The sequence below is a fragment of the Pseudomonas gingeri genome, from assembly GCF_013386115.1.
In the GTDB taxonomy this organism is placed as follows: Bacteria; Pseudomonadota; Gammaproteobacteria; order Pseudomonadales; family Pseudomonadaceae; genus Aquipseudomonas; species Aquipseudomonas gingeri.
The window spans coordinates 113,558-126,290 of record NZ_JACAOR010000007.1 but is presented as its reverse complement, the minus strand read 5'-3'; the positions used below and the strand labels follow the sequence as shown (position 1 = coordinate 126,290).

The 12,733-nt window shown below is 63.8% G+C and carries 10 protein-coding genes; 3 read left to right on the top strand and 7 right to left on the bottom strand.

What is annotated here, in order from left to right; genetic code table 11:
- Positions 1-29: 29 nt before the first annotated feature.
- Positions 30-1,490, top strand: coding sequence for a mechanosensitive ion channel domain-containing protein (locus tag HX881_RS13200; protein ID WP_017125768.1), 1,461 nt, complete (start codon positions 30-32; stop codon positions 1,488-1,490).
- Between the two features lie 96 nt (positions 1,491-1,586).
- On the opposite strand, the gene HX881_RS13195 is transcribed toward HX881_RS13200, so the two are convergent.
- The 5 genes from HX881_RS13195 to pdxR all read right to left on the bottom strand — a co-directional run bounded on the left by HX881_RS13195 (position 1,587) and on the right by pdxR (position 9,004).
- Positions 1,587-4,019 (bottom strand): TonB-dependent receptor, encoded by a 2,433-nt coding sequence (locus HX881_RS13195; RefSeq protein WP_177084890.1) that lies wholly within the window; start codon positions 4,017-4,019, stop codon positions 1,587-1,589.
- A gap of 228 nt (positions 4,020-4,247) precedes the next feature.
- Positions 4,248-5,462 (bottom strand): MFS transporter, encoded by a 1,215-nt coding sequence (locus HX881_RS13190; RefSeq protein WP_177084888.1) that lies wholly within the window; start codon positions 5,460-5,462, stop codon positions 4,248-4,250.
- Between the two features lie 519 nt (positions 5,463-5,981).
- Complete coding sequence (locus HX881_RS13185; RefSeq protein ID WP_177084886.1) at positions 5,982-6,947, bottom strand: FecR domain-containing protein; 966 nt, start codon at positions 6,945-6,947, stop codon at positions 5,982-5,984.
- Entirely contained in the window at positions 6,947-7,444 is a 498-nt protein-coding gene (locus HX881_RS13180; RefSeq protein ID WP_017125772.1) for a sigma-70 family RNA polymerase sigma factor, read from the bottom strand. The genes HX881_RS13185 and HX881_RS13180 overlap by 1 nt, the downstream gene beginning before the upstream one ends.
- Before the next feature lie 132 nt (positions 7,445-7,576).
- Entirely contained in the window at positions 7,577-9,004 is a 1,428-nt protein-coding gene (gene pdxR / locus HX881_RS13175) for a MocR-like pyridoxine biosynthesis transcription factor PdxR (protein WP_177084884.1), read from the bottom strand.
- A 187-nt stretch (positions 9,005-9,191) separates the two neighbouring features.
- On the opposite strand from pdxR, the gene HX881_RS13170 reads away from it, so the two are divergent.
- Together HX881_RS13170 and HX881_RS13165 are read left to right on the top strand one after the other, a co-directional pair.
- Positions 9,192-9,632, top strand: coding sequence for a carboxymuconolactone decarboxylase family protein (locus tag HX881_RS13170; RefSeq protein WP_017125774.1), 441 nt, complete (start codon positions 9,192-9,194; stop codon positions 9,630-9,632).
- 114 nt (positions 9,633-9,746) lie between these two features.
- Positions 9,747-10,652 (top strand): hypothetical protein, encoded by a 906-nt coding sequence (locus tag HX881_RS13165; protein WP_177084882.1) that lies wholly within the window; start codon positions 9,747-9,749, stop codon positions 10,650-10,652.
- On the opposite strand, the gene HX881_RS13160 is transcribed toward HX881_RS13165, so the two are convergent.
- Entirely contained in the window at positions 10,647-11,468 is an 822-nt protein-coding gene (locus tag HX881_RS13160) for a sulfite exporter TauE/SafE family protein (protein ID WP_177084880.1), read from the bottom strand. The two genes, HX881_RS13165 and HX881_RS13160, sit on opposite strands and share 6 nt — an antisense overlap.
- Positions 11,465-12,733: an NAD(P)/FAD-dependent oxidoreductase gene (locus HX881_RS13155; RefSeq protein ID WP_177084878.1), complete on the bottom strand. Its 1,269-nt coding sequence runs from the start codon at positions 12,731-12,733 to the stop codon at positions 11,465-11,467. The genes HX881_RS13160 and HX881_RS13155 overlap by 4 nt, the downstream gene beginning before the upstream one ends.

Sequence of the window (12,733 nt, the reverse complement as noted above, 5' to 3'; positions counted from 1 at the left end):
AGCTGTCCAGCTGCTCCCGGAGTCGTGCGATGCCAGACCTGTTCACTCAACACCCCCTCTTGTCCGAACACCCCCTGTTATGTGCGTTGCTGCTGCTGGTGGTCGACCTGTTGCTCTGGCGCCTGCTCGGCAGCCGCAGCAGCACCTGGAAGCTGGTGGTGCGCCTGTCGGTGTTTACGTTGTACAGCCTGGTGCTGTTCAACGAGGGCATGAACCCCCTGCAGACCGCGCCCTGGCCCGAGGATATACCCCGGCACCTGTCCGCCACCGGCTTGCAGATCGGCTGGTGGCTGTTCGGCGCGCGAACCCTGACGGTGCTGCTCGGTACGGTGATGATGCAGCGGGTCGGGCATGCCGGGCGGCTGTTGCAGGACGTACTGGGGGCGATCATTTTCCTGATCGCGATTGTCGCGGCGGCAGCCTATGTGCTCGATCTGCCGGTCAAGGGCGTGCTGGCGACCTCCGGGGCACTGGCGATCATTGTCGGCCTGGCATTGCAGAGCACCCTCAGCGACGTGTTCTCCGGCATCGTGCTCAACACCACCAAGCCCTACCAGGTGGACGACTGGATCGCCATCGACGGCATCGAAGGCAAGGTGGTCGATATCGACTGGCGCGCCACGCGCATGCAGACCTCCCAGGGCAGCATGGCGGTGGTGCCCAACTCCCTGGCGGCGAAGGCCAAGATCATCAACTTCAGCCGGCCCCGCGACATGCATGGCGTGGTCATCAGCCTGCAGGTCAGTCCCCACGCCCGGCCGCACGTGGTGATCGAGGCCCTGGAGCGGGCGATGCTCGGGTGTCGGGCGCTGTTGGCGGCGCCCGCGCCGAGCGTGGCGCTGAAAAGCTCCAGTGCGGCGGGCGTGGAATACGAGATCAGCGGTTTCGTGGTGTCGATGGGGCTCAAGCGCGAGGTGCGCAACCAGCTCTATGACCTGGCGTTCCGGCATCTGCAGGCGTCTGGCGTGAGCCTGCTGTCGACGGGGGAGAGCACGTCGCCGTCGACCATTTCCCGTTCGCGGGCCTTGCTGGAAAGCTCGGTGATTTTCTCGACCCTGCGTTCGGAGGAAAAGGACACCTTCAGCCAGAACATGACCCCGCAACTGTTCCGCGCCGGCAGCATGATCCTGCCGCGGGGCGAGGTCAGCGATCATCTGTTCATCATCGAGTCGGGGGTGGTCTCGGTTACCTTGCTGCGCGGCGACAAGCCGATCGAAGCCGGGCGGATGGGACCGGGGGAGGTGATCGGCGAGGCCGGGATCCTCTCCGAAGAAGGCGTGCCGGCGGACTTCACGGCCAAGACCGATTGCATGCTGTACCGCATCGAGAAGGAATACCTCAAGCCCTGCCTGGATGCCCGCCACGACATCAGCGAGGCAATGAAGAGCCTGCTCGATCACCGTCTGCACGCGGCGCAGAACCTGACCCGCGAAGTGCCCAAGGTGGTGCCGAAGAGTGGCTTCATGCAGTGGTTGCGCAGCCGGGTCTGACCTGAGTGATCGACCCGGGTTGGCGTGTCACATTGAGTGTTCCACGCCGCACCCGCAGGAGCCGGGCTTGCCCGCGAAGAACGATAACGCGGGCTATCAGAAGTCCACGGTGGCCGAGACTTTCAGGGTGCGCGGCGTACCCTGGGTCAGGTAGCCGCCGTTGGCCGAGGCCCAGTAGGCGGTATTGGCGACGTTCTCCAGGTTGGCGCGCAAGGTGATTGCCTTTTCATCCAGCTTGAAACGGTAGCGCGAGCCCAGGTCGAAGCGGTTCCAGGTCGGCAGGCTCAGGGTGTTGCCGGCGTTTACATACTGCCCGCCGGTCCGCAGCATCCGGGCGCTCAACGCCGCTCCTTCGATCCCCGGTATATCCCAGTCGGCGCCCAGGTTGAGCTGGAAGCTCGGCACCCCGACCGCGCGGTTGCCGTCATTGCTGCCGTTGAGGGTGCCATCCAGCTCGGTCTTCATCACCGTCGCCCCACCCAGCAGGCGCAGGCCATCCAGCGGCTCGCCGTAGAGGTTGAGTTCGACGCCCTTGTTGATCTGCTCGCCATCGACCCGGAACACGTTGTCGGAGCCGGTGTAGCTCGACGGCTGCTCGATCCGGTAGACCCCCAGGCTCGCCCCGTAGGTGTCCATGTCCAGGCGCACCCCGGCCTCGACCTGTTTGCTGCGTACCGGGGCGAAGGTGGCGTCGCGGTTGACCGCCGAGGTCGGCGGCGTCGGGCCCTTGGCCAGGCCTTCGATGCGGTTGGCGTAGAACGTCACATGCTCCCAGGGCTTGATCACCAGCCCGTAGACCGGTGTGGTGACGGACTCTTCGTAACTGGCGTTGCGCGCGCCGGTGACGGTATTCCAGCCATCGACCACGATGGACTGGCGCCGCACGCCGAGGGTCAGCAGCACGCGGTCGTCGAGAAAGCCCAGGGTATCGGCCACCGCCGTACTTTTTATCTGGTTCTTGCCGACGATCCGCGGGTCGTGGATATCGCTGCCGAACGAGGTGGCGACCGGCCGCGGGCGCGGGACCACATCGTAGAGATTGTTGAAGTAGCGCGCGCTGGTGGCTATGGTTTCGTAGGCCGAGCGCTGTTCGCCCCACATGCCGGCCAGTCCGAAGTTCAGTTGATGGCTGACCGGTCCTGTCTGCAGACGGCCGTTGAGCCCGGCCATCAGGCTCTTGTTTTCCTCGTCGTGGGGCGAATAGAGCATGCCGCCGCGACCGTTGCCGGCCAGGTCGGTCAGGGTCAGCGAAGAGTACACGCCGTTTTCCCGGGTGTACTTGGCGCCTCCGGCGACGTAGCCGGTCCAGTTGTCGCTGAAGTCATACTCGGCGCGGGCCATGCCGAAGGTGTCCTCCAGTTGCGAGTAGCTCCAGTCCTGGGCGTAGTTGTCCCTGGCCGAGGGGGCATGGGGCACCTTGCTCAGGCCGGCGCCGAGGTAGACCACCGGCCGGCCCTGGTTGATCACCTGCTTCTGGTAACCGAAGTCCGCCGACAACCGCAGGCGCTCGCCGCGATAATCCAGGCCGAGGGTGGCGAGGGTCGAACGCTGGTCTTCGTCGTCGATACCGGTATCGCCTTCGCGTTGCAGCAGGTTGACCCGTGCGCCGAAGCGATTGTCCTCGCCAAAACGCTGGCCCAGGTCGATATGCCCACCGGTACGGCCGGAGCCGCCGGCATCGAGGGTCACGCTGCGGGTCGGGGTGTCCTCGGCGCGCTTGGGCTGCAGGTTGACGCCGCCGCCGATCCCGCTGCCGCTGGGGGTGACGCCGTTGACAAAGGCGTTCGGGCCCTTGAACAGCTCGACCCGCTCCAGGGCCTCGGTGGCGATGATCTGCCGCGGCAGCACGCCATACAAACCGTTATAGGAAATATCGTCGCCGTTCAGCGGCAGACCGCGAATCATGAACACCTGGGAGAAGTTGCCGAAGCCGGCGGACTGGCGCACCGAGGCGTCGTTGAGCAGCACATCGCCGACGGTCTGGGCCTGCTGATCGCGGATGGTTTGGGCGGTAAAACTGGTGACGCTGAACGGCACATCCTTGACCGACTGGGTGCCGAGCATGCCCAGGCGGGCGCTGCGGGCCACCTGGCCGCCGGCGTAGACCTCGGCATCCTGGGCGGACTGACCGTTGATGTTGGTCGCACCCAGCTCCAGGGCGCCGTTGGCCTCGACGTGGGGCGCGAGGGTGTAGCCGCTGCCGCCGCTGCTGACCAGGTCGAAGCCGCTGCCCTGCAGCAGTTGCTGGAAACCTTGCCGGACGCTGTAGTTGCCGTCGAGGCCGGGACTCTGGCGGTTGCCGAGCAACGCCGGGTCGAAGGACAGGGGCACGCCGGCGACAACGGCGAACTGCGCCAGCACCTGATGCAGCGGGCCGGCACCGATGGTGTAGCGGTGCGGGGTGTTTTCGGCGGCGACTTCGGCGGCGCTGGCAGGCGGCAGCGTCACGCCGAGGCTCAGGCCGACGGCCAGGGTCAGGGCCTTGAGTGGCAGGCGGGGAGTGAGGGGGGAGGAAGGCCTGGAAGTCATCGAACAATCCTGTCGGACGCGTGGAAACGCAAGGGGTTATCCACACACCGGACGAGAGCGGAAAAGGTATCAGTTAATAGCAATTATTTTCTGAGGCCCTCTACCACGATAGTTCCAGCTGTTGCGTTTTCCAGATAGACCGGCAATGCACCAATGCCCCGATGAACACAGACTTGTGATTGTTGCGATCCTTCGTGGCTGAGGTCGTCACCCAAGGTGATTGAGATGCTATGCCCGATTCTTATCATCAAGGCTGCCTTTCATATTCCAGCGTAACGGTGCGGCAAACAGCATGAGCGTCATCCAGATGAAAGTAGCCGGCCCCGCCAGCATGTAGACCAGGCTGGCGACCAGCCCCGAAGCGGCATCACCGATAACGGCTGTAAAGTAGTACAGCGAGAAGTTCTTGCCGACTTCATGATCTTTTGACAGGCACTGGATATTGGTGACGATGGCAATATCGACAAAGGCGCCAACGAACCCGACAAAGAACAGAATCAGCAGGAATAACCAGCTATTGAATTCGAGCGCCACGGCGGCCGTGGCGAAGAGTGCGCCATACACGACCCAGTAGCGCAGCACCAGGCGTGCGGTGGTGTGTTTGTTGAACCAGGTGTAGAGCACTCCGCCCAACACCGTGCCCGCGGCCAACAGGGAGAACACATAGCCAACCGCTGCTTCGGAAGCGAAGTGTTCAAGTATCGAGGCTGGAAGAATGAAGCGGATCACCGAAGTCGCGAATAAGGCACAAAGTGTTGTACAGCAGATCACTGCGAACAGTGGCGGGTTATCGATCCTGAGTTTGCCCACGCACCGGGCCGCATCACGTATCAGGATCAGGCCATCAAAAGCGACTTTTGGGCTTCTCTTTCCGGGTTCCAACAGGGTGATGCTGACGGCGGACAACAAAAGACTGAAGCCGAAGAACAGAAATGTCGTATTACTGGACAGCAGCAGGGCCAGTATCGAGAAAACCAGAGGGCCGAGAATCGAGGAAATATCCTCGATTACTTGCACGCCGCTGTTGACTGAGGAAAGCTCATCCTTCTCGACGATATCAGGAAAGTAGGCACGGAACGTCGGCACATACAAGCAATCTAGCGCGGTCATCAGCATCGCCAATCCGATGACTGCACCTAGTGTCGGGGTGGACAGGGTAAACAAGGCAAAGAAGGCCAGCGCCAGAAGACTTTTCGCCAACTCCACTCTCACCAGAGTGTGCTTTTTCTCGCAGTTATCCGCCAGCCAGCCTCCGATGGGGGAGCATACTACGCTCGGTAAATAGCGGAAGAAATAAACCACACCGATAAACAACAGATCCGCCTCGGCCATCGAGAAGACGGCAACAGCGAAGGCCGTCTCGAATGCGAACTCGCCGCACTTGGAGAAAAAATAGCCCACTGAGAGCGTGCGCGTACCTCGATTCAGGCTCAACGCTCGCATGTCGATTGCTCTTTCTTAACTCGCTGCATAGATCAACGCATTACCACCTGCAGACGCCCTTGGTGGTTACGTCAGTGATGTCGGTTTTGAAAAGTTTGATTGCAGATTTCATGAGTTTTCTCTATTTGTTGTTTTGCGTTGGGTTGTGACCCTGATCTACTTAGGGTTAGTGAAAGTTAGGTGTGCTTTGTGTATAAAACAAACTGTAGTTTGTAAGTTTGTTTTTCTGTTTTTGTAGAAGTGCTTGGATGTGGCTGATTTTTTGGGGTTTATGATTTGTTTTTTATGAGGAGGGTGCGTTGTTTGACTAGGGCTTGATCTTAGTGTTTTTGCTTTATAAATATTAATGTAAGAGCTTTCTTTTGTTGTTGAGTTACATTTCTTTTTGTTTGTGTGATTTTTCTTGGGTTTTTAATAGGCTCTATCTGGAAAAGCGGACTGTGCATTGTCTTTGTCCAGGGGGCAGGTTTTGAAAAAGACATCTTCAAATCAGCGGGGGCCGCAAAGAACTCCTGAAGCTCACACCCGGCTCTCGACCGACACCCAGTACCGGGTCAACCGGCTGATCTTCAGCGGCAAGGTGTTCTGCAACAGTTGCAGGCTCGAGTCGGTGTCCTTCAGGGAGAAGGCCCCCGACACCCGCAACTCGGCGACATCCGCCTGATAACGCAAAACCCCCGGGCGATAACGCCCCAGTTCATCCAGCACCTGCGCCAGGCGCAGGTTGCGCGCCAGCAACATGCCGCGATCCCAGGTCAGGCTCGTCGTATCGAAGCTCTCCGGCGGCTCGACCCGACTATGGCGCATGCCCGCGCGTTGCCCGACCTGCAGTGTCGAACCCGGTCCGCCAGCCTGGGCCTTGAGCTCCACGGCGCCTTCGAGCACCGCGACTTCGCTGCGATGGCCATCGATCCGCACATTGAAGCGAGTCCCCAAAGCCCGCGCGGTGCCTTGCGGCGTCTCGACGATAAATGGCCGGTAAGCCGGGGCGGGGTCCCTGGCGGTGCTGATCAGGATCTCGCCGGTCAGCAGGATCAGCCGGCGCTCATGGCCGCTGAAGGCGATATCCAGCGAACTGTCGGTGTTGAGCACGACCTGGGTGCCGTCTGTCAGCGTCAGGGTTTTCTGCTCGCCGACGGCGGTGCGCTGGTCGGCGCTCCATTGTTCCCACGAGGCATGCTGCCAGGCCACGCCGATCGGCCCGGCCAGGAGCAACAGGCCGAGACGGGTGAGCACCTGGCGCCGGCCCAGGCCGTGCTGGCGCTCGGCCTGCTTGAGGGTCTGCAGGGCGATCCCCGCCGGTACGCTGCGAAAGTCGCCGAGGATCGCCTGCGCCCGTTGCCAGGCCTGGGCGTGTTCGGTGCTGCGCTGGCGCCACTGCTCGATGGCCTGGCGATCCGCCGCGGTGGCGGTGCCGGAATGCAATTGCACCAGCCAGTCGGCGGCTTCGCCGAGGATATGCGGGTTGATGGCCGGTGTGGACATCAGGCGACGCTCAGGCAGGCGATAAATGCCTCGCGCATGTAGCGCTTGACGCTGACCAGCGAGACCCCGAGGCGCTCGGCGATCTGGGCATAGGTCAGTCCCTCGATCTGCGACAGCAGGAACGCCTCGCGGGTCTTGCGCGGCATCTCTCGCAGCAGTGCCTCGATGCGCCACAGGGTTTCAAGGATCAGCAGGCGGGTTTCCGGCGACGGTACTTCCTGCGGCGGCAGATGGGCGATGGTGTCCAGATAGGCCCGCTCGACGTCCTGGCGACGCCAGCGGTCGATCAGCAGGCCCTTGGCGATATGCGTTAGCAGCGCCCGTGGCTCGCTGCCCAGGGAACGCGCGGCGGGGCGGGTCAACAGACGCAGGAAGGTATCGTGGGCCAGGTCCGCGGCATCGAAGGAGTTGCCCAGCTTGCGGTTGAGCCAGCCCTGCAACCAGCCATGATGCTCGCTGTAGAGCGTATGAATATAGGGGTGATGGGCTGACGACATGGGACCGACTGCTCGCTACGCGGCATCCTGCCTGAATGTAATTAAGAATTGATCGCATTCTAGCGGTGCGCATCGCGAGCTGGCAATTGTCCCGTGTGGGCGAGTGAATCGGTAGTTATGCCGCCGGTCGGATCAGGCGATCTGTCTGAGCACCTCGCGCACCCGGTCCAGCGACGGCTGGATATCCAGGGTTTCGATGGAGCCGTAGCCCATCAGCAGGCCCGTGCGTGGGGTGGCGGTGTGGTAGAAGGGCGCCAGCGGGTACAGGCCGACCTCGATCTTTTTCGCCAGGTCGATCAGCAGCGGGATATTCAGTTCGCCCTTGTCGAGGATCGCCAGGTGGAAGCCGGCGGTGGAATGGATGCGCTGGAACCAGGGCGACAGGTCGCCGTCCAATCGTTCGATGAGGTGTTCGCGGCGGCTGGCGTAGGCCTGGTGGCAGCGGCGGATATGCTTGAGCAGGTAGCCGTCGACCATGAACTTGGCCAGGGCCCACTGGGTCAGGGTCGCGGTGTGCCAGTCGGTCAACTGCTTGGCCGAGATCAGCGCCTTGAGCAGGCCGGGCGGGGCCACCAGGTAGCCCAGGCGCAGCTCCGGCAGCAGGGTCTTGGAGAAGGTCCCGACATAGGCCACCAGGCCATGCTGGTCGAGGCTCTGCAGGCAGTCGGTGGGCCGTCCTTCGTAGCGGAATTCGCAGTCGTAGTCGTCCTCGATGATGATCGCTCCCAGCTCCCGTGCGCGCTCCAGCAAGGCCAGGCGGCGTTCCAGGCTCATGGGCATGCCGAGGGGAAACTGGTGCGCCGGGGTCACGTAGATCAGCCGCGTGCCCTCGGGAATCAGCTCGACCCGGATGCCCTGGTCATCCACCGGGATGCCGACCACCCTGGCGCCCTGGGCGGCGAACAGCAGCCGCGCCGGCGGATAGCCGGGGTCCTCGACGGCGACGGTGCAGCCGGGCTCGACCAGCACCCGGGCCACCAGGTCGAGGGCCTGCTGGGCGCCGTTGGTCACCAGCAGGTCATCGCTGTTGCAGCGCACGCCACGGGAAAACCCGATATGCCGGGCAATCGCCTCGCGCAGCATCGGGATGCCTTCCGGCTGGCTGTACAGGCCGCGCACCTGGGCGGTCTGGCGCAGGGCGAACAGCACGCTGCGGCGCCATTCGTCATGGGGAAACTGGTTCTTGCTGGTGGCCCCGCCGAGGTAGTCGTAGCGTAGGGTACCGATGGGGTGATGCATCGGCATCGACGCCTCGCGCCATTGCTGGATCACCGCCGCGCCGGCCAGTTCCTCGCCCTGGGCCTTGGCGCGGGCCTGGGGGATATGCGAGTTGACGAATGTCCCGGCACCGACCCGGCCGACCAGCAGGTTGTCATAGGTCAACTGGGCATAGGCATCGGCCACGGTCTTGCGCGAAACCCCCAGTTGTTCGGCGAGCAGGCGGGTGGGTGGCAACTGCGTGCCGGCGACCAACTGGCCCTGGGTGATGGCCGTGCGCAGTTGTTCGGTGATCTGCCTGGCCAGGTCGCGACGACCCTCGAGGTTGATATGCAATTCCATGGGAAGGCTCGTTGAGAGGAGAAAAGCCGTGCGCGGTGGGGCGCAGTTTAGCCTGCCGTGGCCGGGCTGGCATCCGCTGTCCGGGTCCGGACGATTGGCTTCCCGATCTTTGCCGGAATTGGCTATTTGGCCTGGCGTCCGGTGGGCTTAACGTAGCGTCATCCCCAACGTTATCAGGAGCGACACTATGCAACCTCGTATCGATTTCTACACCGCTTCCCCGGATGCCATGAAAGCCATGCTGGCCCTGGAAAACGCGGTCAACAAGCTGCCGCTGGAAAAGTCCCTGCTGGAACTGGTGAAGATGCGCACCTCGCAGATCAACGGCTGCGCCTTCTGTCTCGACATGCACAGCGCCGACGCCCGCAAGGCCGGGGAAACCGAACGGCGCCTGTACACGCTCTCGGCCTGGCGCGAAACGCCGTTCTTCAGCGCTCGCGAACGCGCGGCGATGGCCTGGACCGAAGCCCTGACCCGGATCTCCGAGACTCACGCTTCGGACGAAGACTATGCGCTGCTCAGTGCCGAGTTCAGCCCGACGGAAATGGTCGACCTGACCCTGGCCATCAACACCATCAACAGCTGGAATCGCCTGGCCATCGGTTTTCGCAAGATGCCGGTGGAGTGATCGCGGTCACGTCTGGCTGAGCGCCTGTTTTTCCGCGCCACTGAGGCTGTTCCCGGCGGACGCGGGCTTTTACAGTGTGGAACTGTGAGCCAGCATCCTGGGGAGCGAGAGCGGATGTACAGCCTGTTGCAGCCACCGGCGTTGCCGGAAGCCTTTCACACGCGGATCTACGCCGGGGAGATCTTTGCCCTGGCGTTGCCGGCTATGCAGGAACTGGTCGACGTGGCCCGCGGGTTACTGGAAGAAACCCTGTATCCCCATGACCCGACGCTTGTTCACCGGCATCTGGACCATGCACGGCAGGCGGAATGTATTACTCGCCTGCAGGCGCAGTTCCATCAGCATGATGGCGTACGGCGCTGCTGGCGGCAGGTGCTCGACAGTCTCGGGCTGGCGGCTTCCGGGATTGCCTGTGACCGCCTGCACCTGCGCTTCCAGCCACCGTCCGAGCACGGTCGAACGGCCCCCCGGGACCGCGCGACGGCGACCATCGCCTTTCACCGCGATACCTGGGGCTCGAACCTCTACGCCCAGACCAACTGGTGGGCCCCGATCTATCCCATCAGCGCCGGGCGTACCTTCGCGATCTATCCGCAGCTCTGGCAGCGGACGCTGGCCAACAGCAGCGCCGACTTCGATCTGCAGCAGATTCTCCAGCGCTCACACCGTGACGGGCGCAATACGGTGGATGCCGACCAGGCCATCGCGCACCTGCTGGAGTCCATCGAAGGCGAAAGTGCCATACCGGTGGTGATCGACCCCGGCACGCTGCTGGCATTCTCCGGGGCTCACGCCCATGCCGGAGTGCCCAACCACACGGGGTTGACACGGATCTCCTTCGAAACCCGCACGCTGTGGATCGACGATGTCCTCGCCGGTCGCGGTGCGCCGAATGTCGATGGCCGGGCACCCTGGCAGTCGCCGGGTTTTTTCCGCCGGCTCAGCGACGGCCGGCGCCTGCATGAACTGCTCGGCTGCGCCTATCTGGAGCCCTATCGAGCCGCTGCCCCGGGCTTATGACAGGCCAACGGCACCGGCGGCGAGCATCAGGGCCGCGAGTACCCCGACCAGCGCAAACAGCTGCTGCAGCCTCGGGCCGGCCAGTCGTCCGGCGACCTGGCGACCGAGCACCAGCCCCAGTACCGCGCCGGCGGCGAACGGCGCACCGATCGACCAGTGCATCACTCCGGACAGCGTCGCCGTGACCACGCTGCCGACGGACACCAGGGCAATCACCGCCAGGGACGTGGCGACGATGCTTTTGCTGTCCAGGTTGGTATAGCGGGTCAGAGCGGGGATGATCACGAAGCCGCCGCCGACCCCGAGCAGTCCCGACAACAACCCCGACAGCATGCCGGTCACGGTCAGCGCCCGGGCACAGGGCAGGGTCCAGCGCAGCCGACCCTGCAACGGGTTGAGCACACAGGGCAGGAAATCGGCCCGTGGCGCCGGCTGGCCATGCAGCAACTCGTGGCGGGCCTTGTTGAAGATCCGTGCGCACGCATAGACCATCACCACGGCAAAGCCCAGTGCCAGCGGTTCGTTGGGCAGCCGGTGGGCCAGCCACAAACCCAGCGGCGTGAGCAGGATGCCGATCCCGGCGATAAAACCGGCGGCCCGGTAGCGGACGATGCCCTGGCGCAGGCCGAGCAAGGCGCCGACCGCGGCCGCCAGGCCCACCGCCAGCAGGCCGATCGGTGCCGCCTGGACCATCGACAGACCGAGACCGAACACCAGCAGCGGCACCGCCAGGATGCCGCCACCGGCTCCGGTCAGGGCGAGGATCGCGCCGATCAGCGTGCCGAGTCCGGCGCCCAGCAGCATATGTTCATTCATACCGGCTGCTTGTCCGCTTTCAGCGTCGGTCGGGCCAGCCATTCGTGGCCCTTGAGCATGCCGCGCCAGTACAGCGGCGGCAGCAGGCGTTCCTTCAGCCACCAGGCCAGGCGGGTCGGTTTGCGTCCGTCGAGCAGCCATGGGGCGAACGTCGGCGCCAGCTTGCCGCCGTAGGTGAATTCGGCCAGGACGATTTTCCCGCGCTCCACCGTCAACGGGCAGGAACCATAGCCGTCGTAGACCGCCTGGCGCGGCAGGCGTCCGAGGGCCACCAGCACATTGTTGGCCACCACCGGCGCCTGCTTGCGCGCAGCGGCGGCGGTCTTGGCGTTGCTGGTGTTGGTCACATCGCCGAGGCCGTGGATATTGGCGAACTGGCGATGCTGCAAGGTGCCGGGATCGACATCGACCCAGCCGGCGGCATCGGCCAGCGGGCTGGTGCGAATGAAGTCCGGGGCGACCTGTGGCGGCACCACGTGCAGCATGTCGAAAGGCCGGACCAGGGTTTCGCGGCTGCCGTCGGCCAGGGTGCGGGCGAAGGTCGCCTGTTTCGCCGGACCGTCGACCGCTACGAGGCTATGGCCGAACTGCAGGTCCACCGCGTACTTGTTGATGTACTCCATCAGCGCCGGGACGTAGTCGGCGACACCGAACAGGACGGCGCCTGCGTTGAAGAAGCGGGCCTGGATCTGCCCCAGGCGGCCGTTGCGCAGCCAGTGGTCGCAGGACAGGTACAGGGCTTTTTGCGGGGCACCGGCGCACTTGATCGGCATCGGCGGCTGGCTGAACAGCGCCTGGCCGTGTTGCAGCTCCTGCACCAGTTTCCAGGTGTAGGGCGCCAGGTCGTAGCGGTAGTTGGAGGTCACGCCGTTGCGGCCCAGGGTCGCTTCCAGGCCATCGATGGCGGCCCAGTCAAGTTTCAGGCCGGGGCAGACAATCAACTGCTGATAGCCGATGCGGCGCTGGTCGGCCAGCACCAGCGTATCGGACTGCGGTTCGAAGGCGCTGACCGCGGCCTTGATCCAGTGCACGCCCCTGGGGATCAGCGAGGCCAGCGGCCGGGCGGTGGATTCGGGGCTGAACACCCCGGCACCGACCAGGGTCCAGCCGGGCTGGTAGTAATGGCTGTCGGCCGGGTCGATGATCGCGATATCCAGGCCGGGCGCGCGGGCCAGCAGGCTGGACGCGGTGGCGATGCCAGCGGCGCCGGCACCGACGATCACGACCTGGTGCCGGATCGGGGCTTGTTCGAGTGTCGAATTCAT